The 25,128-nt window shown below is 71.1% G+C and carries 24 protein-coding genes; 12 read left to right on the top strand and 12 right to left on the bottom strand.

Annotation, left to right across the window (positions count from 1 at the left end):
• The first annotated feature begins 35 nt into the window (after positions 1 to 35).
• From Q8A52_RS31300 to Q8A52_RS31285, 4 genes are all read left to right on the top strand, one after another.
• Positions 36 to 2,111: an MMPL family transporter gene (locus Q8A52_RS31300; RefSeq protein ID WP_316757537.1), complete on the top strand. Its 2,076-nt coding sequence runs from the start codon at positions 36 to 38 to the stop codon at positions 2,109 to 2,111.
• A 68-nt stretch (positions 2,112 to 2,179) separates the two neighbouring features.
• The gene (locus Q8A52_RS31295) at positions 2,180 to 3,406 is read left to right on the top strand and encodes a sensor histidine kinase (RefSeq protein ID WP_408649284.1); all 1,227 of its coding nucleotides are present in this window, start codon (positions 2,180 to 2,182) and stop codon (positions 3,404 to 3,406) included.
• Positions 3,403 to 4,068 carry a response regulator transcription factor gene (locus Q8A52_RS31290; protein WP_316757533.1) on the top strand — a complete coding sequence of 222 codons (666 nt, stop codon included), beginning with the start codon at positions 3,403 to 3,405 and terminating at the stop codon, positions 4,066 to 4,068. Before Q8A52_RS31295 ends, Q8A52_RS31290 begins: the two co-directional genes overlap by 4 nt.
• A gap of 99 nt (positions 4,069 to 4,167) precedes the next feature.
• Entirely contained in the window at positions 4,168 to 5,355 is a 1,188-nt protein-coding gene (locus tag Q8A52_RS31285) for a sialidase family protein (protein WP_316757531.1), read from the top strand.
• Positions 5,356 to 5,412: 57 nt separating this feature from the next.
• Here Q8A52_RS31285 and Q8A52_RS31280 read toward each other — a convergent pair whose 3' ends face one another.
• The 5 genes from Q8A52_RS31280 to Q8A52_RS31260 are packed head-to-tail and all read right to left on the bottom strand — an operon-like array spanning position 5,413 to position 11,938.
• Complete coding sequence (locus Q8A52_RS31280) at positions 5,413 to 6,348, bottom strand: dihydrodipicolinate synthase family protein (RefSeq protein WP_316757530.1); 936 nt, start codon at positions 6,346 to 6,348, stop codon at positions 5,413 to 5,415.
• A complete protein-coding gene (locus Q8A52_RS31275) occupies positions 6,348 to 7,364 on the bottom strand; it encodes an ABC transporter ATP-binding protein (protein WP_316757528.1) in 1,017 nt (338 codons plus the stop codon). The genes Q8A52_RS31280 and Q8A52_RS31275 overlap by 1 nt, the downstream gene beginning before the upstream one ends.
• Positions 7,361 to 9,340: a dipeptide/oligopeptide/nickel ABC transporter permease/ATP-binding protein gene (locus Q8A52_RS31270; protein ID WP_316757525.1), complete on the bottom strand. Its 1,980-nt coding sequence runs from the start codon at positions 9,338 to 9,340 to the stop codon at positions 7,361 to 7,363. The genes Q8A52_RS31275 and Q8A52_RS31270 overlap by 4 nt, the downstream gene beginning before the upstream one ends.
• Positions 9,340 to 10,299 carry an ABC transporter permease gene (locus Q8A52_RS31265; protein ID WP_316757523.1) on the bottom strand — a complete coding sequence of 320 codons (960 nt, stop codon included), beginning with the start codon at positions 10,297 to 10,299 and terminating at the stop codon, positions 9,340 to 9,342. The genes Q8A52_RS31270 and Q8A52_RS31265 overlap by 1 nt, the downstream gene beginning before the upstream one ends.
• Before the next feature lie 4 nt (positions 10,300 to 10,303).
• Positions 10,304 to 11,938: an ABC transporter substrate-binding protein gene (locus Q8A52_RS31260; protein WP_316757521.1), complete on the bottom strand. Its 1,635-nt coding sequence runs from the start codon at positions 11,936 to 11,938 to the stop codon at positions 10,304 to 10,306.
• Between the two features lie 215 nt (positions 11,939 to 12,153).
• On the opposite strand from Q8A52_RS31260, the gene Q8A52_RS31255 reads away from it, so the two are divergent.
• Positions 12,154 to 12,870: a FadR/GntR family transcriptional regulator gene (locus Q8A52_RS31255; protein WP_316757519.1), complete on the top strand. Its 717-nt coding sequence runs from the start codon at positions 12,154 to 12,156 to the stop codon at positions 12,868 to 12,870.
• A gap of 12 nt (positions 12,871 to 12,882) precedes the next feature.
• On the opposite strand, the gene Q8A52_RS31250 is transcribed toward Q8A52_RS31255, so the two are convergent.
• On the bottom strand, positions 12,883 to 13,812 hold the full coding sequence (locus Q8A52_RS31250) for a hypothetical protein (protein WP_316757517.1): 930 nt from the start codon (positions 13,810 to 13,812) through the stop codon (positions 12,883 to 12,885).
• Complete coding sequence (locus Q8A52_RS31245; RefSeq protein ID WP_316757515.1) at positions 13,809 to 14,357, bottom strand: SigE family RNA polymerase sigma factor; 549 nt, start codon at positions 14,355 to 14,357, stop codon at positions 13,809 to 13,811. The genes Q8A52_RS31250 and Q8A52_RS31245 overlap by 4 nt, the downstream gene beginning before the upstream one ends.
• A gap of 217 nt (positions 14,358 to 14,574) precedes the next feature.
• On the opposite strand from Q8A52_RS31245, the gene Q8A52_RS31240 reads away from it, so the two are divergent.
• From Q8A52_RS31240 to Q8A52_RS31220, 5 genes are all read left to right on the top strand, one after another.
• Positions 14,575 to 14,790 (top strand): hypothetical protein, encoded by a 216-nt coding sequence (locus Q8A52_RS31240; protein ID WP_316757686.1) that lies wholly within the window; start codon positions 14,575 to 14,577, stop codon positions 14,788 to 14,790.
• Between the two features lie 16 nt (positions 14,791 to 14,806).
• A complete protein-coding gene (locus Q8A52_RS31235) occupies positions 14,807 to 15,430 on the top strand; it encodes a DUF1266 domain-containing protein (protein WP_316757513.1) in 624 nt (207 codons plus the stop codon).
• A 123-nt stretch (positions 15,431 to 15,553) separates the two neighbouring features.
• Positions 15,554 to 16,300, top strand: a complete 747-nt coding sequence (recO, locus tag Q8A52_RS31230) for a DNA repair protein RecO (protein WP_316757511.1) — start codon at positions 15,554 to 15,556, stop codon at positions 16,298 to 16,300.
• 30 nt (positions 16,301 to 16,330) lie between these two features.
• Complete coding sequence (locus Q8A52_RS31225; RefSeq protein WP_316757509.1) at positions 16,331 to 17,167, top strand: isoprenyl transferase; 837 nt, start codon at positions 16,331 to 16,333, stop codon at positions 17,165 to 17,167.
• 37 nt (positions 17,168 to 17,204) lie between these two features.
• Positions 17,205 to 18,530 carry a histidine-type phosphatase gene (locus Q8A52_RS31220; protein WP_316757507.1) on the top strand — a complete coding sequence of 442 codons (1,326 nt, stop codon included), beginning with the start codon at positions 17,205 to 17,207 and terminating at the stop codon, positions 18,528 to 18,530.
• Between the two features lie 74 nt (positions 18,531 to 18,604).
• On the opposite strand, the gene Q8A52_RS31215 is transcribed toward Q8A52_RS31220, so the two are convergent.
• The 4 genes from Q8A52_RS31215 to Q8A52_RS31200 all read right to left on the bottom strand — a co-directional run bounded on the left by Q8A52_RS31215 (position 18,605) and on the right by Q8A52_RS31200 (position 21,739).
• Positions 18,605 to 19,015: a Fur family transcriptional regulator gene (locus Q8A52_RS31215; protein WP_316757505.1), complete on the bottom strand. Its 411-nt coding sequence runs from the start codon at positions 19,013 to 19,015 to the stop codon at positions 18,605 to 18,607.
• Between the two features lie 80 nt (positions 19,016 to 19,095).
• On the bottom strand, positions 19,096 to 19,995 hold the full coding sequence (locus Q8A52_RS31210; RefSeq protein WP_316757503.1) for a metal ABC transporter permease: 900 nt from the start codon (positions 19,993 to 19,995) through the stop codon (positions 19,096 to 19,098).
• Positions 19,995 to 20,759, bottom strand: a complete 765-nt coding sequence (locus Q8A52_RS31205; RefSeq protein ID WP_316757684.1) for a metal ABC transporter ATP-binding protein — start codon at positions 20,757 to 20,759, stop codon at positions 19,995 to 19,997. The genes Q8A52_RS31210 and Q8A52_RS31205 overlap by 1 nt, the downstream gene beginning before the upstream one ends.
• Positions 20,760 to 20,779: 20 nt before the next feature.
• On the bottom strand, positions 20,780 to 21,739 hold the full coding sequence (locus Q8A52_RS31200; RefSeq protein WP_316757500.1) for a metal ABC transporter substrate-binding protein: 960 nt from the start codon (positions 21,737 to 21,739) through the stop codon (positions 20,780 to 20,782).
• A 161-nt stretch (positions 21,740 to 21,900) separates the two neighbouring features.
• On the opposite strand from Q8A52_RS31200, the gene Q8A52_RS31195 reads away from it, so the two are divergent.
• Both Q8A52_RS31195 and Q8A52_RS31190 read left to right on the top strand, forming a co-directional pair.
• Positions 21,901 to 23,283, top strand: a complete 1,383-nt coding sequence (locus Q8A52_RS31195) for a glycine--tRNA ligase (protein ID WP_316757499.1) — start codon at positions 21,901 to 21,903, stop codon at positions 23,281 to 23,283.
• Positions 23,284 to 23,409: 126 nt separating this feature from the next.
• A complete protein-coding gene (locus Q8A52_RS31190; RefSeq protein ID WP_316757497.1) occupies positions 23,410 to 24,021 on the top strand; it encodes a LysE family translocator in 612 nt (203 codons plus the stop codon).
• A 12-nt stretch (positions 24,022 to 24,033) separates the two neighbouring features.
• Here Q8A52_RS31190 and Q8A52_RS31185 read toward each other — a convergent pair whose 3' ends face one another.
• The gene (locus Q8A52_RS31185) at positions 24,034 to 25,086 is read right to left on the bottom strand and encodes a chitinase (protein ID WP_316757495.1); all 1,053 of its coding nucleotides are present in this window, start codon (positions 25,084 to 25,086) and stop codon (positions 24,034 to 24,036) included.
• Positions 25,087 to 25,128 lie beyond the last annotated feature (42 nt).

Below are 25,128 nucleotides of genomic sequence, written 5' to 3'. Positions count from 1 at the left end.
CCCAGACATCCGCGCCGGAGGGAGAGCCCGTCACCATGGGGGCCGCAGAAACGACAAGCACACGACGACGCGCCATCCCGTGGCTGCTGCTCGCGCTGTGGATCGGCGTCCTGGCCGTCGCCTCGCCGTTCGCCTCGGAACTCGCCGGCGTACAGCGCAACCGGGTCACCGACTATCTGCCGGCGAGCGCCGACTCCACCCAGGTCGCGAAGATCCAGGACCGCCTGCCGGGCGGCGAGACCACCGAACTGGTCCTCGTCTACCACCGCGACGGCGGCCTCACCGCCGCCGACAAGGCCACGGCGGGGCAGCAGATCGTCACGATCGCCCGGCAGCACACGCTGACCGGCACCCCGCGGGGGATCCCGTCCAAGGACGGCACCACCCTCATGTACCCGGTGAACAGCAACGAGCCCGGCACCGACGAGAAGAAGCGCGACGCCCTCGTCGAGGACGTCCGCCGGGTCGCCCACGACCGGGACGGACTGACGGTCGACGTCGGCGGCCCGAGCGCGACGGCCACGGACGCGGGCGAGGTCTACCAGTCGCTCGGCGGCCCGCTGCTCTACACCACGGTCGCCGTCGTCGCCGTCCTGCTGATCCTCATCTACCGCAGCCCGCTGCTGTGGCTGGTCCCGCTGGTCGTCGCCGGCACCGCCGACTTCCTGTCCATGGGGGTGGCCTACGGCCTCAACCAGGCCTTCGGCACCACCGTCTCGGGCCAGAGCTCCGGCGTGATGACCATCCTCGTCTTCGGCGCCGGCACCGACTACGCCCTGCTGCTCGTCTCCCGGTACCGGGAGGAGCTGCGGCGCCACGAGCGGGCGTACGACGCGATGCGGGCCGCGCTGCGGGGCTGCGGGCCCGCCGTGCTCGCCTCCTCCGGCACGGTGGCCGCCGGACTGCTGTGCCTGCTCGCCGCCGACCTCAACTCCAGCCGCGGTATGGGCCCGCTCGGCACCGTCGGGGTGCTGTGCGCCCTGGCCGCCATGCTGACCCTCCTGCCCGCCGTCCTCGTCCTGCTGGGCCGCCGGGTGTTCTGGCCGCTGGTGCCCGCCTACGGCAGCACGCCCAAGGCCCGCCGGTCGCTGTTCGCCGCGATGGGCAGCTCCGCCGGGCGCCGCCCGCGCACCGTCCTGGCCGCGGGAGCCGTCCTGCTCGGCGCGCTCGCGCTGGGCGCCCTGAACCTGCCCGGCACGGTCAAACAGCAGGACACCTTCGTCGACAAGCCCGACTCCGTCGTCGCCATGGAGACCCTCGCCAAGGCCTACCCCGAGCGGTCCGGCCAGCCCATCGACGTCATCACCCCGGCGGACCGGACCGGCGCCACCCTGGCAGCGGTCCGCGACACGCACGGAGTCGCGGGCGCACAGCGGGGCCGCACCGGCGGGGGCTGGACCGAGATCTCCGTGATTGCCGCCGCGCCGCCCCAGTCGGCGGCCGAGACCGCCACCATCAAGGAGCTCCGGCACGCCCTCAAGGGCTCCTACGTCGGCGGACCCAGCGCCCAGCAGATCGACCTGGAGGACACCAACGCCCGCGACCGGCTGGTCGTCGTGCCGGTCGTCCTCCTCTCCGTCCTGCTGATCCTCGTCGCCCTGCTGCGCTCCCTGGTCGCGCCGCTGATCCTGGTGACCGCCGTGGTCGCGGTGTGGGGTGCGGCGCTCGGCATCGGCGGGCTGGTCTTCGAGCCGCTGCTCGGCCTCCACGGCACGGACCCCGGCCTCGGACTGCTGTCCTTCGTGTTCCTGGTCGCCCTCGGCGTCGACTACGGCATCTTCCTCATGCACCGCATGCGGGAGGAGTCGCTGAACGGCGCCGAACCTGACGCTGCCGCGCTGACCGCGCTGCGCACCACCGGCGGGGTGATCGCCTCCGCGGGGCTCGTCCTCGCGGCCACCTTCGCGGTGCTCACCAACATGGGCCTGGTCCCGCTCGTCGAGCTCGGCTTCGTCATCTCGGTCGGCGTGCTGCTGGACACCTTCCTCGTCCGGACCTACCTGGTGACCAGCGCGAGCGTGGCGCTGGGGCGGCGGGTGTGGTGGCCGGGGCGGCTGTCGCGGACACCGGACCCGGTACGGCCGCGACCCGCGCCGGAGCTGGTGAGCTGAAGCACCGAGCCGGTGAGCCGAAGCACCGGGCGCCCCTGCCCGCGGCGGGGGCGCCCGCCTACCGGAAGATGAACCTCGTGCAGGCAACCCTCATCGACGCCCGGCCGGGTCCCGGTCGGCGGATCCGCGCCGCCCTCGGGCTCGCGCCCCGCGACGTCCTGCGGCAGGACGCGAGCCTCGCGGCCGGCCTGGCCGTCGTCGCGTCCGTCCTCGCCGCCGCCGGCCTCGGCAGCGGGCGGGACCCGGACGCGCTCGGCTGGACCCTGCTGCTCTCGGCCCATGTGCCGCTGGTGTGGCGGCGGCGGGCGCCGATGGCGGTGCTGTGTGTCGCGATCGGGCTGATCGTGACGTACCACGAACTCGACTTCAACCACTCCGCGCCCACCGCCGCCTCGATGGCCGCGCTCTACACCGTGGCCGAGACCCGGAACCTCCGGCGCACCCTGCTGATCGGGGCCGGCGTCATCGGGCTCATGGTGATCCTGAAGATCAACGACGGTATCGCCGGGGTCGCCGAGAGCATGCGCATCACCGGGTGGGTGATCGCGATGCTCGTCATCGGCAGCTACATCCGTGTCCACCGGGAGAACGTGTCCGCCGCCCTGGAGCGGGCCGAGCGCGCCGAGCGCACCCGTGAGGAGGAGGCCCGCCGCCGGGTGGCCGAGGAGCGCCTGCGCATCGCCCGCGACCTGCACGACCTCCTCGCCCACAGCATCACCCTGATCGGCGTCCAGACCTCGGTCGCCGCGCATGTCCTCGCCGCCGACCCGACGCGGCTGGACCGCGAGGCCGTCGCCAAGGCCCTCGACGACATCGCCGAGACCTGCCGCACGGCCCGCGGTGAGATCCGTACGACCCTGGAGGTCCTGCGCGACGGCGACCACGGCTCGCCGGACACCCGCGGCCCGCTGCCCGGCCTGCACGGGCTGCCCGACCTCGCGGTGACCGCGCGGGCCGCGGGGGCGCAGGTGGAGCTGACGGTGCGGGTCGACGAGGTGCCGCCCGCCGTCGGCGCGGCCGCCTACCGCATCGTGCAGGAGGCGCTCACCAACGCGGTGCGGCACGGCGGGCGGGACGACCTGTCCGTACGGGTGAGCGTGGACGAGCTGGACCGCGCCCTGCGGGTCCGGGTGACCGACGACGGCACGGGCGCGGCGGACGGCATCCCCGGCTTCGGCCTGGCCGGGATGCGGGAACGGGCGCGCAGCGTGGGCGGGACGCTGGAGGCCGGGCCCCGGGCGGAGGGGGAGGGCTTCGAGGTGACCGCGGAACTGCCCCTGGAGGGAGCCGGATGAGTCCCATCCGCGTTCTGCTCGCCGACGACCAGACCCTCGTCCGGGCCGCCTTCGCCATGCTCGTCGAATCCGCGCAGGACATGGAGGTCGTCGGGCAGGCCGGCACCGGCCGGGAGGCCGTGGAGCTGGCCCGCCAGGAGCGTGCCGACCTCGTCGTCATGGACATCCGCATGCCCGACCTCGACGGCATCGAGGCCACCCGGCTCATCGCCGAGGCCGAGGACCTGGCGGGGGTGCGGGTCCTCGTCCTGACCACCTACGACACCGACGAGAACATCGTGGAGGCGCTGCGCGCCGGCGCCTCCGGCTTCCTGGTGAAGGACACCCGTCCGGCCGAACTCCTCGACGCCATCCGCACGGTGGCCGCGGGTGAGGCCCTGCTCTCCCCGGGCCCCACGGCCCGGCTGATCGAACGCTTCCTGCGCAGCCCGTCGGCGCCGTCCACGGCCGGACCGGAATGCCTCTCCGACCGGGAGCGCGAGGTCCTGGCCCTGGTGGCTCGGGGCCTCAACAACACCGAGATCGCCGAGGCCCTGGGCCTGAGCCCCCTGACGGCCAAGACCCACGTCAGCCGCATCATGGGCAAGCTGGGCGCGAGGGACAGGGCGCAACTCGTCGTCGTGGCGTACGAGTCGGGCCTGATCGTTCCGGGGAACGGCTGACGGCGAGGCGCGTCGGGAGTCGGAACGGGTGTCGCCGGGGAGCATGTGACCGACAACGGTCACCGTCCCGCGTGGGACGCCGCTCCGTAAGGGAGAGGGATGACACTCCTGAGCCGCACCCTCCTCGCCACCGCCGTTCTCCTCGCTCCGCTCGCCGTCACACAGGCCGCCCATGCCGGTGAGGGATGTGCCTCCTCGGTGCCGTACGTCTCCGGGGAGGGCGGTTACGACACCTATCGGATCCCCGCCGCCGTCACCACCAGAAAGGGCACCCTCCTCGCCTTCGCCGAGGGCAGACACAACAGTGCGGGCGACACCGGTGACATCGATGTCGTCCTGAGGCGCTCCACCGACGGCGGCTGCACCTGGGGCCCGCTGCGGGTGGTCGCCGCCGGGGACGGGAACACCCGGGGCAACCCGGCGCCGGTGGTCGACCCGCGCACCGGTGCGGTCGTGCTGGTCACCTCCTACAACAGCGGTGCCGTGACCGAGGCGCAGATCATGCGCGGCGAGGTCACCCCGGAACAGAGCCGCCGGGTGTTCGTCCAGCGCAGTTCGGACGACGGCCGCCGGTTCACGCCCCCGCGGGACATCACGGCCGGGGTGAAGCCGGAGGACTGGCGCTGGTACGCGACCGGCCCGGGGCACGCCGTCGCGCTCACCCGGGGCCCGTACCGAGGGCGCCTGGTCGTCCCGGCCAACCACTCGGCGGCCCCGCCCGCCGGCTCTCCCGACACCGGCCAGGAGGCCAAGTACTACGGCGGCCACGCGATCTACAGCGACGACGGCGGCCGCACCTGGCGGCTGGGCTTCGTCGACGACTCCTACGACGGCGTGGAGAACTCCAACGAGAGCACGGCCGCCCAGCTCCCGGACGGCAGGCTGTACTTCGGTTCCCGTGACCAGAACGGCACCGGCCCCGGCAACCGCCTCGACACCTACTCCAGCGACGGCGCCGAGACCCTGGACCGCCCCTACGCCGCCCAGCCCACCCTGAACGACGTCCCCGTCGTCGAGGCCTCCGTCCTCCAGCTCCGGGGCCCGAAGGCCCCGCTGCTGTTCTCCGGCCCGTCCGTGCCCACGGCCCGCCGGGAGATGGCCCTGTGGCGCAGCACCGACGGCGGGGAGACCTTCGCCAAGGTGCTGACGCTGTCCGCGCAGAAGGCCGCCTACTCCGACCTCGTCCAGGTGGACCCCGAGACGGTGGGCATCCTGTACGAGACGGGGGTGACGGGAACGTACGACACGATCGAGTTCCGACGGCTGCCCGCCCGCGACTTCTGGTGAGCCCCTGCCAGGTCCTGTCGTCAAATCGCCGCGCAGGCGGGGATTTGACGACAGGACCTAGAGGAGCCCGGCGCCCGCCAGGTACTTCCCCACCCGCTCGACCTCCTCCGCGGACAGCGGGATCTGCGGCTCGGCCGTCGCCGGGCAGTCGATGACGCCCCTCAGACGGAGCGCCGCCTTGAACGCGCCGAGCGCCGACGAGCTGCCGCCCATCCGGGCCGGGTCGCCGACGCGCACCATGCCGAACAGGGCGCACAGCCGGTCCTGTTCGGCCCGCGCCCCGTCCCAGTCTTCCGACCGGCACAGCCGGTAGAGGCGGACGTAGCCGTGCGGGTCGACGTTGGCGAGGCCCGGCACGGCCCCGTCGGCGCCCAGCGCGAGGGCCGCGTCGACGACGAGCTCCGAGCCGGTGAGCACGCTGAAGCCGGTGGTGTCGGTGAGGTTCCGGGCGCCGGTGACGACCTGGCGGAAGGCGCCCAGGTCACCGCTGGAGTCCTTCAGGCCCGCCAGCACCCCGTCGGCGGCGAGTTCCAGGATCAGCTCGGCGGGCAGCTTGGTGTGCACGGCGACCGGGATGTCGTAGGCGATGACCGGGACGCTGCTGACCGCCGCGACCCGGCGGTAGTGGCGGGCGATCTCCGCCGGATGGGTGCGGGTGTAGAAGGGCGCGGTGACGACGACCGCCTGGGCGCCCGCCGCGGTGGCGCCCCGGACGTTGTCCAGCACCCGGGGCGTGGTCATGTCGATCGCCCCGGCCAGCACCGGCAGCTGACCGCCGAGATGACCCACGACCGCCTCCATCACCAGCATGCGCTGCAGGTCGGTCAGATACGCGGCCTCCGAGGTCGAGCCGAGCAGGAAAAGGCCGTGCACCCCGCCCTCCACCAGGTGGTCGACGAGTCTGAGGAGCGAGGGGACGTCCACCTCGCCGTCCGGTGTCAGGGGGGTGCAGACGGGCGGTACGACACCGGTCAGCGGGGCGGGGAAGGTCATCAAGGCTCCCTGGGAAGACTCTGGCGCACGAGGTCGCGGGTCGACTGGTCCTCCTCCACAGGATGGTGACACCGGTAGCGATGTCCCGGGCGCGACGCGGCCGAAAAGTCCGGCATGACCGAAGCGCACACCTCGTCCGCCTTCCAGCAGCGGGTGCGGAACGGGCAGCCGCTCGGCGGGCGGGTCGCCGACGGCACCGGGCCGGTCAGCGGGATCGGGTCGATCGGGTCGAGCAGGCCGGGCGTGGCGGAGAACAGGGCGCGGGTGTACGGGTGCCGGGCCTGGTCGGTGACCTGACCGGCCGGGCACTCCTCGACGATCCGGCCCAGGTACATGGTGATCACCCGGTCGCTCATCCGGCGTACGGTCTGGATGTCGTGCGAGACGAACACCAGGGCGAGTCCCAGGCGATCCTTCAGATCGAGCAGGAGGTTGAGGATCTGCGCCCGCACGGACACGTCGAGCGCGCTCGTCGGCTCGTCCGCGATCACCAGGTCGGGGTCGAGGGCCAGCGCGCGGGCGATGGCGACGCGCTGGCGCTGGCCGCCGGAGAGCTGGCCGGGCAGCGCGTCGGGGAGCGCGCGGGGAAGGCCGACGAGAGCCATCAGCTCCCGCACCCGCTCCTCGCGTTCCTTCCTCGTCCCGCGGTCGTGGACGTCCAGTGGGTCGCGCAGGATCCGCCGTACCGGCAGCCGGCGGTTGAGGGCCGTCGACGGGTCCTGGAAGATCATTCCGGTGCCGGCACCGGCGGCGGCCCGGCGCTCCGCGGGCGGCATGGACCACAGGTCACGGCCCTTGAACGACACCGTCCCGGACACCGGCCGCTCCACGCCCACCAGCACCTTCGCCAGCGTCGACTTGCCGCAGCCGGACTCGCCGACCACACCGACCGTCTCACCGGGCGCGACCGCGAGATCGGCGCCGGTGAGCGCGTACACCCGGTCCCGGGTGAACAGACCGCCGCTGCGCGCCTTGTGGACGACATGGGCGTCCGACAGCTCCACGACCGCGTTCACGTGACGGCCTCGCTCTCCGTCGTCACCAGGTCGACCGCCGGGTGGTGGCAGGCCGCCGTGTGGGTGGGCGGGCCGAGCAGGTCGGGGGCGGTCGTACGGCACACCTCGCTCGCCCGTGGACAGCGGTCCGCGAACCGGCAGCCGGCCGGGAAGTCGGCCGGGGACGGGACGACACCCCGGATCTGGGTCATCCGCTCGGCCGCCGACTCCAGGGACAGCACGCTGCCGAGCAGCCCCCGTGTGTAGTGGTGGGCCGGTGCCGCGACCAGGTCGGCGGTCACGCCCGTCTCCACGATCTGCCCGCCGTACATCACCACCACCCGGTCGGTGACGTCGGCGACCAGCGCCAGGTCGTGCGAGACCAGGATCAGCGCGAAGCCCAGCTCGGCCCGCAGCCGCAACAGCAGCTCCATGATCTGCGCCTGCACGGTCACGTCCAGCGCGGTCGTGGGCTCGTCGGCGACGATCAGCTTCGGGTCGCGGGACAGCGCCATGGCGATCAGGACGCGCTGGCGCTGTCCGCCGGAGAGCTCGTGCGGGTAGCTGCGCAGGGTGCGTTCGGGATCGAGGCCGACCAGCGTCAGCAGCTCCGCGGGGGAGCGCCGGCCGCCGCGCCGTACGAGCTGCCCCAGCTGGGCGCGGATGGTCATCGCCGGGTTCAGGGACGACAGCGCGTCCTGGTAGACCATCGCCATCTCGTGGCCGAGGAGTCTGCGCCGTACCCGCATCGGCTCGGCGAGCAGGTCCCGCCCGCCGAAGCGGATCTGGCCGCCGACCCGGGCGTCCCCGGGCTGCAGTCCCATGACGGTGAGCGCGGTCAGCGACTTGCCGCAGCCCGACTCGCCCACCAGCCCCAGCACTTCGCCGGGCCGCACCTCGAAGCTGATGCCGTCGACGATGTCCACGCCCCCGTGGCGCCCGTCGAAGCCGATGGCGAGGTTCTCCACCGCGAGCACCGGCAGCGCGCCGAGGTCGGGCAGGGGCCGGGCCCGCGAGCGCAGCCGCCGGGCGGCCTCGGTCAGGCCGGGCAGCTGCGGCACCTCGCCGCTGCCCGGCTCCGGCGCCTCGACCGGGTCGTCGTCCTTGCGCGCGGCCACGTCCCGGGCCGCCGGGGCCGCCCACGCGTCCGAGACGCCCTCGGACAGGACGTTCAGCGACAGGACGGTGACCAGCATCAGCAGCCCGGGGAAGACGGTCGCCCACCAGCCGCCGGTGAGCACCATGTTCTTGCCGTCCGCGATGACGCTGCCCCAGGACGGGTCCGGCGGCCGTACGCCCGCGCCGATGAAGGACAGCGACGCCTCGAAGACGATGGCCTCGGCGACCTGGACCGTGCAGAACACCAGGACGGGCGCGGCGCAGTTGACGGCCACGTGCCGCAGCACGATGTGCGGGGTGCGGGCACCTATCACGCGTTCCGCCGTGACGTAGTCCTCGCCGTACTGATCGAGGACGTTGGCCCGCACGACCCGGGCCACCGGCGGGGTGAACAGGAACGCGATCGCGCAGATCAGCACGGTGATGCCGCCGCCGAAGACGGCGACGAGCACGGCGGCCAGGGCGATGCCGGGGAACGCCATCACCACGTCCAGACAGCGCATCAGCGTCTCGTCCACGCCCTTGCGGGAGGTGGCGGCCACCGCCCCGACGACCGCACCCACGACCAGGGCGAGCGCGGTCGCGCCGAGACCGATGGCGAGGGACCAGCGGGCGCCGTACATCAGCCGGCTGAGGATGTCCCGGCCCAGGCTGTCCTGCCCCATCCAGTGCTCGGCGGACGGGTGCCCGGTGCCGTCGACCGGCGGCTGCTGGTCGAGCGGGTCGTCCGGGGCGAGAACGGGCGCGAGCAGGGCCGTCAGCACCACCACGGCCACGAAGCAGACGGCGGCCCGGGACAGCGGGGACAGCCGGCGCCGGCCGCGCAGCCGGACGCCGGGCCGGGACAGGGCCCGGGTGAGGTCTTCGCGCGTGAACATCAGGTCGCGTCCCTCAGTCGCGGGTTGACCAGGAGATAGAGGATGTCGATGACGAGGTTGACGACGACGAAACCGGTCGCCGTGGTCAGCACGACACCCTGGACGACCGCCGGGTCGCCGTTCTGCACCGCGTCGATCATCAGCTTGCCCATCCCGGGCAGCGAGAAGATCGTCTCGATGACCACCGCGCCGCCCAGCAGATAGCCGACGCGCAGACCGAGCACGGTCAGCGGATTGATCAGGGCGTTGCGCAGCACGTTGCGCCCCACCACCACCCGTGGCGGCAGCCCGCCGCCGATCGCGGTCCGTACGTAGTCCTTGTCCAGCTCCTCCACCACGGAGGTCCGCACGATCCGGGTCAGCTGGGCGGCCACCGGCAGCGACAGCGCGAACGCCGGCAGAGTCATCGTCTTCAGCCAGCCGGTGAAGGAGTCGGCGGGATTGATGTAGCCGCCGGTGGGGAACCAGCCCTGGTCCACCGCCAGGTACTGGATCATCAGCAGCGCCAGCCAGAAGCCCGGCGCGGCGACCCCGGTCAGGGACACGACCCGGATGATCTGGTCGGGCAGCCGGTCCCGGTAGATCGCCGCCGTGACCCCGCCGAGCAGCGACAGCACCACCGCGATGCCGAGCCCCAGGAAGGTGAGCTGGAGGGTGAGCGGCAGCGCGGTGGTGACCTGGTCGAGGACCGGTGCCCGGGTGAGGGCGCTGGTGCCCATGTCGCCGTGGAGCAGGTCGCCGACGAAGTGGACGTAACGCACCGGGAGCGGATCGAGCAGCCCGTTCCGCTCCCGGAAGTCGTGCAGTTGCCCGGGCGTCGGGTTGGCGCCCTGGAAGAACGCGGACGCCGGGTCGACGTCCGAGAACCGCATCACCAGGAACACGAACAGCACGATGCCCAGCATCAGCGGCACCAGCAGGGCGACACGGCGGAGCAGAATGCGAAGGACGGTGAACACCGCGTCAGACCCACTTGGCCTGGAGGAGGTTGATCCCGGGGTACGGCTGTGCCCTTATCCCCGTCAGCTTCTTCGGGTCCCAGGCGGTCATCAGCTCGTTGTGCACGACCGGATAGAGCACGGCCTGCTCGGCGACGATGTCGATGTAGTCCTGGATCATCGCCTTCTTCTTCTCGGCGTCCGGCTCCTGGGTGGCCCGGTCCATGTCCTTGAAGAGCTGCTTGGCGACGGAGTTGTCGGCCCAGCGGGCGTAGCCCATCCAGAGGTTCTGCGGGCCGTAGTTGTAGTGCATGATCAGGTCCGCGTCGAGGCCGAACTGGTTGGGGTTCGACGCGGCGGCGACGACCTGGTAGTCCTGCTTCTGGTCCATCTTGGTGAAGACGGCCGTGGTCTCCTGCGGCGACAGCGTCGTCTCGACCCCGATCGCGTCCCAGGACGACTTGACGGTCGGCAGGCAGTCGACGATCCAGCTGACGTTCACCGCCAGGATCTCGATCTTCAGGTTCTTCACCCCGGCCGCCTTCAGCAGGGCCTTCGCCTTGTCGGGGTCGTAGTCGTAGACGGTCTTCGCGCGCCGGTAGGAGGGGTTGCCCTCGTTGAGGAAGGACGAGGACGGCTTTCCGTGGCCCTTCAGCGCGACCTCGACCATCTTCCCGGTGTCGATCGCGTAGTGCAGTGCCTGCCGGACCCGAACGTCGTCGAAGGGCTTGTGCTTGGTGTTGAACATCAGGAACAGGTTGTTCATCCCCGCCCCGCCCGCGACCGACAGCCCGCCGCTCTCCAGCCGCGAGATGTTGGCGTACGGGATGTTGTCGGCGATCTGCGCGCCCGCGCCGGCCCCGGAGATCTTCGCCACCCGGGGCGCGGCGTCCACGATGGTCAGCCAGTTCATCCGTTTGAAGGCGGGCTTGCGCGGGCCGTTGTAGTCGGCGAACGCCTCGAAGGTGGTGTTGGACTTCGGGTGGTGCGCGGTCTGCCGGTATGGACCCGACCCGACCGCCTTGCCCTTGATCGCGTCGTCCCAGGCACCCGGCTGCGAGAAGACGTGCTTGGGCATGATCTTGGCGAGCGTGAGCCGGGAGACCCCTTCCGGGAAGGGGAACTTGAGCACCAGGTCGACGGTCTGCGCGTCGACCTTCCGCACTTCCTTCAGCCAGCTCGCGAAGAACCCCTTGGCGAGGGTCTGCGTCTTCGGGTCGAGGATCCGGTCGAAGACGAAGACGACGTCGTCGGCGGTGACCGGCTTGCCGTCGTGGAACTTGGCGCCCGCCCGCAGGGTGAACCGCCACGTGGTGGCCTTGAGGTCGGCCGGTACCCGGGTCGCCAGCGCCGCGTACGGCTCACGGGAGATCGGGTCGGTGTCGAGCAGGCCCTCGTAGATGTGGTTGTTGCCGGCCATGGCGAATGCGGACGCCGTCTGGGTCGGGTCCCAGCTGCCGTCGTTCCCGTAGCCGATCACCGCGGTCAGTGCGCGGTCCTTGCCGCCGCCTGAGCCGCCGGTGTCGTTCGTGGACTCCGGCCCGGACGAGCAGGCCGCCAGCGAGGAGGACAGCGCGGCGGCCGCGCCCAGCGCGCCGGAGTACTTCAGGAACGACCGGCGATGCAGTGCCGGCACGTCGTGGGTCACGTCGTCGCGCACGGTTCCTCCAGCGAAGAGGGTCTGGTGGATGGGGGGAGATACGACGTCCTACGTCCTGTCGGTCAGCGTGACCATAGGAGTGCCCGTGGGGGCGGTCAAGGGATCGCACACGAATGGCGTAGCCGCCAGAGGTTGGACCAATGGCACAGTGAAATGGCGGGAGTTGGCGCAGGTGGACCCAAGACATGGGACGTAGGACGTCCGGTGCGCGTACCATGCGGCGCATGGCTGCCGGGGAACCCAGGAACAGCCGGATACAGCGCGCGGTCGTGCAGCTGATCCTCGACCGGAAGCTCCGGTCGGGTGCCCCCCTGCCCACCGAGGCGGAGCTGATGGAGGCCCTCGGCGTCAGCCGCAACTCCGTCCGCGAGGCGCTCAAGGCGCTCCAGGCCCTCGACATCGTCGAGATCCGGCACGGCTACGGCACGTATGTCGGCCAGGCCTCTCTCACCCCGTTGGCCGACGGCCTGACCTTCCGCACGCTGACCCGGCAGGACGACGACGAGAGCGCGCTGGCCGAGATCCTCCAGATCCGGGAGGTGCTGGAGGTGGGGCTGGTCCGGCAGATCGCGGCCACCCTGACCGAGGCGGAGCTGGACCGGCTGGAGTCGGTGGTGACCCGGATGGAGGCGGCCGGCCGCGCCGGGCACTCGTTGGCCGAATTCGACCGTGAGTTCCACGAGTTGCTCTACGCCTCGCTCGGCAACGCCCTCGTGCCGCAGCTCCTCGGCGCCTTCTGGACGGTGTTCCGGCGGGTGGCGCGCGCCCGCGGATGGACCGCCGACCCCGCCCCGGATGTCACCGTCCGCCGCCACCGCGACATCGTCACCGCGCTGCGCGCCCGCGATGTAGAGGGCGCGCAGCATGCGATGGCGGTCCACTTCCGCGGCATAGAGGCACAGGCGGCCCAGGAGTCACGCGGGGCGGAATGAGACCGGACGGGCCTACGGCAGTTCCTTCGCGTAGGTCTTGTCGTGGTCGGAGTCGTAGACCAGCCTGCCGTCGGCGTCGTATCCCTTGACGCGCGGGGCCTTGGTGACCTGCTGGTGCAGCAGCCCGCCGGCGGCGTACCAGCCGTGGTCGAGGGCGGCCTCGGCGGTGCTGTCGCCGTAGGACACCGTCAGCTTTGCCACCGACGGGCGGACGTTGCCGACGAGCCCCCAGCGGAACGGCAGCTTCCAGTGGCCCTTGTCGAGAAAGGACTGCTGGTAGAGCTTGCCGCTGTTGTCGTCGACCGTGACGGGGGCGGCGGTGTCGGTGCCGATGCCGGTGCTGATGTTGAGCCCCTGCGCGCTGCCGTCCTTGACGGTGCAGATCAGCCGGGTGTCCTGCGGCCCCCCGCTCACCGCGACGACGTACCTGCCGTCGCCGGGCGCGTTGGAGTCGCCGGTCGCGCGCATCGCCAGGATGATCCGGTAGTCGGACGGCTTCCCCAGCTCGGTGTAGAGCGACACATGGCCGTTCGTCCGCTTGGGCTTGCCGGCCCGGTTGTGGTCGATGCACTTCGTCAGCCCGTCCGCGGCCTGCTCGAAGGTGATCCCGTCCATCAGCTGGCTCGCGGAGGCGGGTCGCGCCGGCCCCGTCGGTTTCGGCTTCGGGCTCTGCGTGGACTCGACCGACGGCTTGGGCGCGGCGGGAGACGGGGCGGCGTCACCCCCGTTCACCGCGTACGCGCCCACCGGCACCGCCGCGAGCGTCATCAGCACCGCTCCGGCCACCGCCACGCGCCGCCGGCGCTCGATCACGCCCCGCCGCCGGATCTCGGGGTACGGCACCGGCGAGGGCCGGATCAGATACGCGTCCTCGACCATCAGCCCGCGGACCTGGGCTTCGAAGTCCAACTCGGTTCCCGCACCCTGCCGCTCCTCGTTCATCTGCTGCCTCCCTGCCCGGCCGCCGCACGGCTGTGGGCGGGGCCGTCCACCGCCCGGGCGAGCCCCGGAAACGTTCGCAACTTCGCCAGGCCCTTGGACGCCTGGCTCTTGACCGTGCCCGCGGAGCAGCCGAGCACCTCGGCCACCTCCGACTCGGACAGGTCCTCCCAGTAGCGCAGCACCACCACCGCCCGCTGCCTGGGCGGCAGTCCGGCGAGCGCCGCCAGCAGCGTGCCGCGCTCGTCGGCCCGCGACACGGCGTCGTCCGGCCCGGCGAACTCCGGCAGCGCCGCGGTCAGCGACTCGGTCACCCGCCGCTTGCGGAACCGGTCGCTGTTGCAGCTGACCAGCATCCGCCGCACGTACGCCTCCGGATGGTCGGTCCGTGAGACGCGCCGCCAGGACCGGTACGCCTTCGCCAGAGCGGTCTGCGTCAGGTCCTCGGCGTGATGCCGGTCGCCGGTGAGCAGATAGGCGGTCCGCACCAGATGGGACCACCGCGCTCTGACGAATTCCTGGAACTGGGCCTCTTGTTCGGCCTGCATCAGTCACCCCCCTCGCCCTCCAGACCACCCGTCCGGCGGATTCGGTTGCCCGGGTGCGGGGGCGGCGTCCGCGGCCCCGGTGAAACCGGCCCGCTCCGGGCGGACCGGAAGCCCCGCGGGGGGGGGCGCGGAGTTTAGTGACACAGAGCCACTGGAGGGAGGCGAAGCGTGAAAGTCGTGGCAGGAGGGGACCGAGGTGAACGTGAACGTGAACGTGATGAAGCTCCCGCCCGGCTGCCACGCCGTCGACACCCACACCGGAAAGCTGGGCATCGTGATGGGTCACGAGGGGCCGTATGTGCAGCTGCGGCCCTACGGCGGCGGGCGCGAGTGGGACGCGAGGCCGGAGGCCGTCCGCCGGGCCACCCCGGCCGAGCGGCTGAGCGCGGCCACGGCCTACGCCAACGCGCGCAGCCGGGGCGAGGTGTCCTGACGTAGGGTGCGGGCTCATGGCGCTGACGAGACTGCGAGAGTGGAGGAAACCGAAGGCCGAGCGGCGCTACCCCGTCCCGCTCACGATGCACCAGCTGTGGATGGTGTCGCTGAGCGCGCCGGTGAGCCGCGACCGCAGTGCCTCCCGGACCACCCTGTACCCGTTCACGCGGATCGACGACGACAGCGCCCGGCGCTGGCTGGCCGACCAGTGGGAGATCACCTCGCGCGAGCAGCTCGTCGGCCGGCTCGGCGGGCTGGCGCGCACCGGCTACCGGGCCCGCGCCCAACAGCTCCTCGGCGTGGCGCCGCTGGCGTGGGACGCCGCCCTGTACGTCGACATCGCCCGCCGGGGCTTCGCCTGCGGGATGATCACGGAGCACGAGGCCTGGACCGCGCTGAAGAGCATCGTGCCGCCGGTGGCGGGGACGTACGCCTCATGGCCGGAGTACGCCGATCACTACCTGCTGGGGCGCAAGGTGTGGCGCGACGGGCTGCGGGGCACCGAGGACGCCGGCTTTCCCGCACCCCAGGCCACCGCCGACGCGCACCTGCGGTCCCTGCTCGACCCGGCGAACCGGGCCAGCCCCTGGAACCTCGCCCCCTGGGATGCCATTCGTCACCCCGACCACGCCCGCTGACTCCGTACGCGAGAATGGACGCATGAGTCTGTTCCGCGACGACGGCATCGTGCTGCGCACCCGGAGACCGGGTGGGGCGGACCGGATCATGCCGCGGTCCCACCGGACCCGTGGGGGCGCGCGATGAGTCTCTTCCGGGACGACGGCATCGTCCTGCGGACCCAGAAGCTCGGCGAAGCGGACCGCATCATCACCCTGCTCACCCGCGGTCACGGCCGCGTCCGGGCCGTGGCCCGGGGGGTACGGCGGACCAAGTCCAAGTTCGGGGCCCGGCTCGAACCCTTCTCCCATGTCGACGTGCAGTTCTTCGCCCGGGGCAGTGAGCTCGTCGGGCGCGGGCTGCCGCTGTGCACCCAGAGCGAGACCATCGCTCCGTACGGCGGCGGGATCGTGACCGACTACGCGCGCTACACCGCCGGAACCGCCATGCTGGAGACCGCCGAGCGGTTCACCGACCACGAGGGCGAACCGGCCGTGCAGCAGTACCTGCTGCTCGTCGGCGCGCTGCGCACCCTCGCCCGCGGCGAGCACGCCCCGCACCTCGTCCTCGACGCCTTCCTGCTGCGTTCCCTCGCCGTCAACGGCTACGCGCCCAGCTTCGGCGACTGCGCGAAGTGCGGAATGCCCGGACCGAACCGTTTCTTCTCGGTCGCCTCCGGGGGCAGCGTCTGCGTCGACTGCCGGGTGCCCGGCAGCGTCGTACCCTCGCCGCAGACCCTCGTCCTCCTCGGCGCGCTGCTTACGGGAGACTGGGAGACCGCGGACGCATGCGAGCCGCGGTACGTCCGGGAGGGGAGCGGGCTGGTGTCCGCCTACCTGCACTGGCATCTGGAGCGCGGACTGCGCTCGCTCAGATACGTCGAGAAGTAGGCCGAGAAGCACGAGGGAGACGAGAAGCACATGGTCGTACGCGGGATCCTGGGACGCCAGCGCCGCGAGTACAGGGCGCCGGAGCCGCACCCGTCCGGCGCCCGCGCGCCGAAGCTCCCCGGCGAGCTCGTCCCGAACCACGTGGCGATCGTCATGGACGGGAACGGCCGCTGGGCCAAGGAGCGCGGGCTGCCGCGCACCGAGGGACACAAGGTCGGCGCCGAGCGGGTCCTGGACGTCCTCCAGGGCTCGATCGAGATCGGCGTCCGCAACATCTCCCTCTATGCCTTCTCCACCGAGAACTGGAAGCGCTCGCCCGACGAGGTGCGCTTCCTGATGAACTTCAACCGCGACTTCATCCGCAAGACCCGCGACCAGCTCGACGAACTCGGCATCCGGGTGCGCTGGGTGGGCCGCATGCCCAAGCTGTGGAAGTCGGTCGCCAAGGAGCTCCAGGTGGCCCAGGAGCAGACCAAGGGCAACGATCTGCTCACTCTGTACTTCTGCATGAACTACGGCGGCCGCGCCGAGATCGCCGACGCCGCGCAGGCGATGGCCGAGGACGTGAAGGCGGGCCGCCTCGACCCGTCCAAGGTCAACGAGAAGACCCTCCAGAAGTACATGTACTACCCGGACATGCCGGACGTGGACATGTTCCTGCGGCCGAGCGGCGAGCAGCGCACCTCCAACTACCTGATCTGGCAGAGCGCCTACGCCGAGATGGTCTTCCAGGACGTGCTGTGGCCCGACTTCGACCGGCGCGACCTGTGGCGGGCCTGCATCGAATTCGCCTCCCGGGACCGGCGGTTCGGCGGAGCGATCCCCAACGAGGAACTGCTGGCGATGGAGGGCAAGTCCACTTCGTAGCCACCGGGGGTTCACGGAGATCGTCGACGATCCGCCCATGAGACGCCTCAGCCCCGCCCTCGCACTGTGCGCCCTGCTGGTCGCGGCGCTGCCCGCGCAGGCCGCGGACCAGCCCGCGCACTACGACGGTTACGGCACCAAGGCGCCGTACGCCCCCGGGCAGAACCCGCGTACCTACCAGCGGCCGCCCGCCGGATTCACGCCCGTCTTCACGGAGAACGTCTCCCGGCACGGGTCGCGCGCGGCCACCGACAGCGAGGACGGGGACCTCCTCCTCGCCCTGTGGGACAAGGCCGAGGCGGAGGGTCAACTCACCCGCAGCGGCGAGGAGTTCGGCCCGAAGGTGCGGGCGCTGCTCGACGCGATGGCGAAGGTGGGGTACGGCAACCTCAGCGGCCGCGGCAAGCAGGAGATGCAGTCGACCGCCCGGCGGATGCAGCAGCGGCTGCCGGCGCTGTTCGCGCGGATGGTGCGGGACGGCGAGAAGATCGACGTCGTCAGCTCCGGGCAGGGCCGGGCCGTCGACAGCGCCAACCAGTACACCGGTGCCCTCGCCGAGACCGACCCGGCCCTGAAGCCGCTGATCGGTCCGACCCGCACCGACAAGGACCTGCTGTACTTCCACAAGGCGGCGGGCGGTGCCGCGTACCGCGACTACATCGCGAACGACCAGCGGCTGGCGGGCACCCTGAAGAGCATCATCGACCAGCCCCGCACGCACGAGGCCGCCCGCAGCGTACTGCGGCGGATCTTCAAGGACGCCTTCGTCGAGCAGATCACCGACCAGGTCACCGCCGCCCAGGCCGTCTACAACCTCTACGCCATCGCCCCCGCGATGAGCGAGGAGAGCCCCGACGGCGAGGGCTGGGGCATGGACCGCTACATCTCGCACCACGACGCGGCCTGGTTCGGCTACCTCGGCGACACCGAGGACTTCTACGAGAAGGGTCCCGGCTTCGCCGACAGCGACATCACCTACAAGATGGCCGGCGTCCTGCTCGACGACCTCTTCAAGCAGGTCGAGGCCAAGCGGGCCGGCACCAGCGGCCTCGGCGCCGAACTCCGCTTCACCCATGCCGAGGAGATCATCCCGCTCGCAGCCCTGATGGGCCTGCCCGGCAGCACGGAGCCGGTGACACCGGAGGAGCCGTACACCTACGCGGACAACCCCTGGCGGGGCGCGGACGTCGCCCCCCTCGGCTCCAACATCCAGTGGGACGTCTACGAGAAGAACGGCCGCTACCTGGTCCGCATGCTCTACAACGAGAAGGAGACACCCTTCAAGGCGGCCTGCCACCCGATCTCCAAGGGCAGCAAGTTCTACGACCTGGACGAACTGGAACGCTGCTTCGGCCGCGGCTGACCAGGCCGATGCGGGGTCTGGGGGCGGCAGCCCCCAGGTCCACGGTCACCGCAGCCGGCCCGTCGACAAGCGGCTCAACCCGCGGCGCACTCCGCGCAGGTGCCGAAGATCTCCACCGTGTGCGCCACATTGACGTACCCGTGCTCCGCGGCGATGGCCTCGGCCCACTTCTCCACCGCGGGGCCCTCGACCTCGACCGCCTTGCCGCAGGTGCGGCAGACGAGGTGGTGGTGGTGTTCGCCGCTGGAGCAGCGGCGGTAGACGGACTCGCCGTCGGAGGTGCGCAGGACGTCGACCTCACCGGCGTCGGCGAGGGACTGGAGGGTGCGGTAGACCGTGGTCAGGCCGACCGAGTCGCCCTTGTGCTTGAGCATGTCGTGGAGCTCCTGCGCGCTGCGGAACTCGTCGACCTCGTCCAGGGCCGCCGCCACGGCTGCCCGCTGGCGGGTCGCACGGCCCTTCACGGGCGGTCCAGCGGTCGTCACCGGTTGCCTCCTATGCATGGCTCGTTCGCGGCTCGCATCTGCGTCTGCCGGGCCATTGTGCCAGCCCGGCATGCGCGCAGTCAGACTCCGACCTCGTCGGCAGCCTCGCGTGTGGCCGGAATCGAGCACTCCGCGGGGTCCCCGGCAGGCCGGCCCACCGCGGCCGCACGGGCGCGGCGCCGGGCCAGCGGAGTGGCCAGTGCCGTCAGCACCAGGAACGCGGCGATGGTCAGCAGAACGATCGTCGCGCCGGGCGGCACGTACTGGTAGTACGAGGTGATCGTGCCGCTGATGGTGACGGTCACCCCGATGGCGACGGCGATCGCGAACGTGGCGGTGAAGCTCCGGCTGAGCTGCTGCGCCGCCGCCACCGGGACCACCATCAGCGCGGACACCAGGAGCAGGCCGACCACTCGCATCGCGACCGTCACGGTCACCGCCGCCGTGACCGCCGTCAGCAGGTTCAGGGCGCGCACCGGCAGTCCGGTCACCCGCGCGAACTCCTCGTCCTGGCTCACCGCGAACAGTTGACGGCGCAGGCCGAGCGTCACCAGCAGCACGAAGGCGGCCAGCACACAGATCGCGGTCACGTCGGACTGCGACACCGTGGCGAGCGAGCCGAAGAGATACGACGTCAGGTTCGCGTTGGAGCCGCCGGCGACGTTGATGAGCATCACGCCGCCGGCCATGCCGCCGTAGAAGAGCATCGCGAGGGCGATGTCGCCGCGTGTCCTGCCGTACCAGCGGATCAGCTCCATCAGCACCGAGCCGAGCACGGCGACCGCCGTCGCCATCCACACGGGGGACGTGGACAGCAGGAAGCCGAGGCCGACGCCTGTCATCGCCACGTGCCCGATGCCGTCGCCCATCAGGGCCTGGCGGCGCTGGACCAGGTAGATGCCGACGGCGGGGGCGGTGATGCCGACCAGGACGGCGGCGAGCAGCGCCCGCTGCATGAAGGCGTAGTTCAGGAAGTCCATCAGCTCAGCAGTCCCGTGCGGATCGGTTCGGTGCCCGCCGGTGCGTGCGGGTGTACGTGGTCGTGGCCGGGCAGGGCGTGCTGGCCGACCGCGCGCGGCGGCGGTCCGTCGTGCAGGACGCAGCCGTCGCGCAGGACGACCGCCCGGTCGATCAGGGGCTCCAGCGGGCCCAGTTCGTGCAGGACGAGCAGGACCGTCGTGCCCTGCGCCACCTGTTCCTCGAGCGTCCGCGCGAGCACCTCCTGGCTGGCCAGGTCGACGCCGGCCATGGGCTCGTCCATGATCAGCAGCTCGGGCTCGGCGACCAGGGCGCGGGCGATCAGCACACGTTGGTGCTGGCCGCCGGAGAGCGCGTTCACCGAGTCCTTGGCCCGGTCCGCCATGCCGACCAGCTCCAGGGCCCGCCGTACGGCCTCGTGGTCGGCCTTGCGGAACAGCCCGAAGCGGGTGCGGGACAGCCGGCCCGCGGAGACGATCTCGGTCACGGTCGCCGGGACCCCGCCCGCGGCCGTGGTGCGCTGCGGTACGTATCCGACGCGCGCCCAGTCGCGAAAGCTCCGGCGCGGGGTGCCGAACAGCTCGATCTCGCCGCCGACCGGCACCTGGCCGATGAGGCTGCGGATCGCGGTCGACTTGCCGGAGCCGTTCGCGCCGAGCAGCGCGACGACCTCGCCGCGGTGCACGGTGAGGTCGATGCCGCGCAGGACGGGGCGCGACCCCAGTTCGGCGGTCACGCGGCGCATCGTTATGACGGGCTCGCCCATGGTGTCGTCCTCCGTGCCGGTCACTTCGCCCCCAGGGCGGTCCGCAGGGCCTTGAGGTTGGCCTCCTGGGCCGCGAAGTAGTCCTTGCCGCGGGACTTCTTCGTGATGCCCTCGATCGGGTCGAGGACATTCGTCTTCAGGTTCGTGTCCCGGGCGATGGTCTTCGCTGTCTCGTCGCTGACGAGCGTCTCGTAGAACACGGTCGTGACCCCGTCGGCCCGCGCCATCTTCTCAAGGTCCTTGACGCGGGCGGCGCTGGGCTCCGACTCCGGGTCCAGGCCGTTGACGGCCTCCTCGGTGAGGCCGTAGCGCTCGGCGAGGTAGCCGAAGGCGGCGTGGGTGGTGAGGAAGACCTTGGTCTTCGTGTTCGCCAGGCCGTCCTTGAACCGCGTGTTCAGCTCGTCGAGCTTCTTGACCAGCGCCGCGGTGTTCTTCCGGTAGTCGGCCGCGTGGTCCGGGTCCGCCTTCTCGAAGGCCGCGCCGACCCCGTGGGCGACCTCGGCGTACTTCACCGGGTCCAGCCAGATGTGCGGGTCCTTGCCGGACTCCTCGGAGTTCTCGCTGGTGTCGTGCGCGACCGCGTGGCCGCCGACCTCGTTGCCGTGCTCCTCCAGCGTGGTCAGGGAGGCCGCGTCGATCTTCGTCTTGATCTCGGACTGTGCGACCGCGTCGTCGACGGCGGGCTGGAGGTTCCTGAGGTAGAGGACCGCGTCGGACTCCTGGAGCTGGATCATCTGCTTGGTGCTGAGCTCCAGGTCGTGCGGTTCCTGCCCCGGAGAGGTCAGACTGGTGACGTGGACGTGGCTTCCGCCGATCTGCTCGGCGAGGAAGGCCATCGGGTAGAACGACGCGACGACGTCGAACCTGCTCGTCTGGGCCGCTGCGGCGGTGTCGCCGGAGCAGCCGGACAAGGTGCCGATCCCGAGGGCGGTGACCGCGGTCGCCGCGGCCGCGGATATGGGACGTCGTCGTACGTTCATGACAGTCATTTTCAACGAAGATGGAAACCGTTGTCAACAAGCCTGGCGGGATGCTCATAGGGGAGACCGATTTGGTTGAGGGGGAGCCCTCGCCGGTAACCTGAAGCATTCGCTCTGAAGCATCTCGCTTCGTCGCCCGTCGTCGTAATGAAGAGAGCACCGTGGCCGCCGACAAGATCGACACCATCGTCAGCCTGAGCAAGCGCCGTGGCTTCGTATTCCCCTGCAGTGAGATCTACGGCGGTCAGCGCGCCGCCTGGGACTACGGGCCGCTGGGTGTCGAGCTCAAGGAGAACCTGAAGCGCCAGTGGTGGCGCTACATGGTGACGTCGCGCGAGGACGTGGTCGGTATCGACTCGTCCGTCATCCTGGCCCCCGAGGTCTGGGTCGCCTCCGGCCATGTCGCCACCTTCACGGACCCGCTGACCGAGTGCACCTCCTGCCACAAGCGGTTCCGCGCGGACCACCTGGAGGAGGCGTACGAGGCCAAGCACAACCGCCTCCCGGAGAACGGCCTGGCGGACGTGAACTGCCCGAACTGCGGCAACAAGGGCCAGTTCACCGAGCCCAAGCAGTTCTCGGGTCTCCTCTCCACCCACCTCGGCCCGACGCAGGACTCCGGCTCCATCGCCTACCTGCGTCCCGAGACCGCCCAGGGCATCTTCACCAACTTCGCCCAGGTGCAGACCACCTCGCGCCGCAAGCCCCCGTTCGGCATCGCCCAGATGGGCAAGTCCTTCCGCAACGAGATCACGCCCGGCAACTTCATCTTCCGCACCCGCGAGTTCGAGCAGATGGAGATGGAGTTCTTCGTCAAGCCGGGCGAGGACGAGAAGTGGCAGGAGTACTGGATGGAGCAGCGCTGGAACTGGTACACCGGCCTGGGTCTCCGTGAGGAGAACATGCGCTGGTACGAGCACCCGCAGGAGAAGCTCTCCCACTACTCCAAGCGCACCGCCGACATCGAGTACCGCTTCAACTTCGGCGGCAACGAGTGGGGCGAGCTCGAGGGTGTCGCCAACCGCACCGACTACGACCTCGGCGCCCACGCCAAGGCCTCCGGCCAGGACCTCTCCTACTTCGACCAGGAGGCCGGCGAGCGCTGGACGCCGTACGTCATCGAGCCCGCGGCCGGTGTCGGCCGCGCGATGCTGGCGTTCCTGCTCGACGCCTACGTCGAGGACGAGGCGCCGAACGCCAAGGGCAAGATGGAGAAGCGCACGGTGCTGCGCCTCGACCACCGTCTGGCCCCGGTGAAGGTCGCGGTGCTCCCGCTGTCCCGCAACCCCGAGCTGTCCCCGAAGGCCAAGGGCCTGGCCCAGGCGCTGCGCCAGCACTGGAACATCGAGTTCGACGACGCGGGTGCCATCGGCCGCCGCTACCGCCGTCAGGACGAGATCGGTACGCCGTACTGCGTCACCGTCGACTTCGACACGCTCGAGGACAACGCCGTGACCGTGCGTGAGCGTGACTCGATGAAGCAGGAGCGCGTGTCGCTGGACCAGATCGAGGGCTACCTCGCCGGGCGCCTGCTGGGCTGCTAGGACCTGCTGAGCCGAACGCCGGACGCGCTGAGTCGATCAGCCCGTCCGGCGTTCGTCATGTGGTCCCCCATACCGCCCCCGTATTGGCCCTGTAACCCGGGCCGCGCGGGCTCCAGTCTGGCCGGCATGAGCATCGCCTTCCTGCTGACCACCCTCGTCGTCGTGGCCACCCCCGGTACCGGTGTTGTCTACACGCTCGCCGCCGGGCTCTCCCGCGGCCGCCGCGCGAGCGTCGTCGCGGCCTTCGCCTGCACGCTCGGCATCGTGCCGCACGTGGTCGCCACCGTGACCGGTGTGGCCGCGCTGCTGAACGCCAGTGCCGCCGCCTTCCAGATCCTCAAGTACGCCGGTGTGGCCTACCTCCTCCACATGGCATGGGCCACGGCCCGGGACAAGGACGCGCTCGTCGTCGAGGGGGACACCGCCCCCGTCCCGGCGACCCAGGTGATCGTCAGGGGCGTTCTGGTCAACCTTCTCAACCCCAAGCTGACGATCTTCTTCTTCGCGTTCCTGCCCCAGTTCGTCAGCCCGGACGAGCCGCACGCGGTCGTCCGGATGCTGGGGCTGAGCGGTGTCTTCATGCTGGCGATGTTCGTCGTCTTCGCCGCGTACGGCGTCCTCGCCGCCTCCGTGCGCAGCCACGTCACCTCACGGCCGAGGGTGATGACGTGGCTGCGGCGGAGCTTCGCGGGGTCGTTCGTGGCGCTGGGGGCGAAGCTCGCCCTCACCGCCCGTTGAGACTCATGAGCCTCAACGGCCCTGCAGCGCCTTGACGTTGTCGCCGAAGGTCCAGTTCCTCGAGCCGTCCCAGTTGATGGACCAGGTCATCAGGCCCTTGAGCGAGGTGCCGTAGTGGCGCCAGGCCTGGGAGACCAGACTGGGGGACAGGTAGCCGCCGCCCGCGCCCGGCTGCGCGGGCAGGCCGGGCACCTGCTTGTCGTACGGCACCTTGATGGTCGTACCCTGCACGACCAGCCCCTTGTCGAGACAGTCGGTCTGCGCGGTGAAGCCGGCCACCGTGCCCGCCGGGTAGGAGTCGCCGGAGCAGCCGTACATGCTGCCGTTGTAGTACTGCATGTTGAGCCACCACAGGCGGCCGTTGTCCGCGTACTTCTTGATGACGGGCAGGTAAGCGCCCCAGATCGAGCCGTAGGTGATGCTCCCGCCGGTGACGTACGCCGTCTCCGGGGCCATCGTCAGGCCGAAGCCGGCCGGCATCCGGGCCAGCACCCCGTCGATGATGCGGATCAGGTTGGCCTGTGACGTGGAGAGCCGGCCGATGCTGCCGCTGCCCACGAGGCCCGTCTCGATGTCGATGTCGATGCCGTCGAAGTTGTACTTCTTCAGGATCGGGACGATCGTCGCCACGAACCGGTCCGCGACCGCCGACGAACTGAGGTCGATACCGGCCGCAGCGCCGCCGATGGACAGCAGGATCGTCCGGCCGGACGCCTTGGCCGCGCACATCTCGGCGGGGGTGGCCACCTTCACGCCGGTGTCCATGCCGTCCTCCCACAGCGCGGTGCCGTCGGAGCGGATGACCGGGAAGGCCGCGTTGATCACGTTGTAACCGTGGGTGGCGATGCGGGAGTCGGTGATGGGGGTCCAGCCGAAGGGCGGGTGGACGCCGTTGGCGGAGCCGTCCCAGTTCTCCCAGTAGCCCTGGAGGACCTTGCCCGCGGGGCGGGACTTGACCGCGCAGGTGTCGGCCGCGGACGCGGTGGGGGCGGCGGCCATCGAGAGTGGGACAAGGACGGCCGTGGTCAGCGCGGCGGCGAACAGGCGCAGCGTGCGGCGCAGCATACGGAGCCTCCCGGTGGGGGTGCGGTGAGGTGTCGTAGGCAT

Source organism: Streptomyces herbicida (assembly GCF_032656585.1).
Classification (GTDB): domain Bacteria; phylum Actinomycetota; class Actinomycetes; order Streptomycetales; family Streptomycetaceae; genus Streptomyces; species Streptomyces herbicida.
The sequence above is the reverse complement of the archived record's forward strand: the minus strand, read 5'-3'. Positions and strand labels throughout refer to the sequence as shown.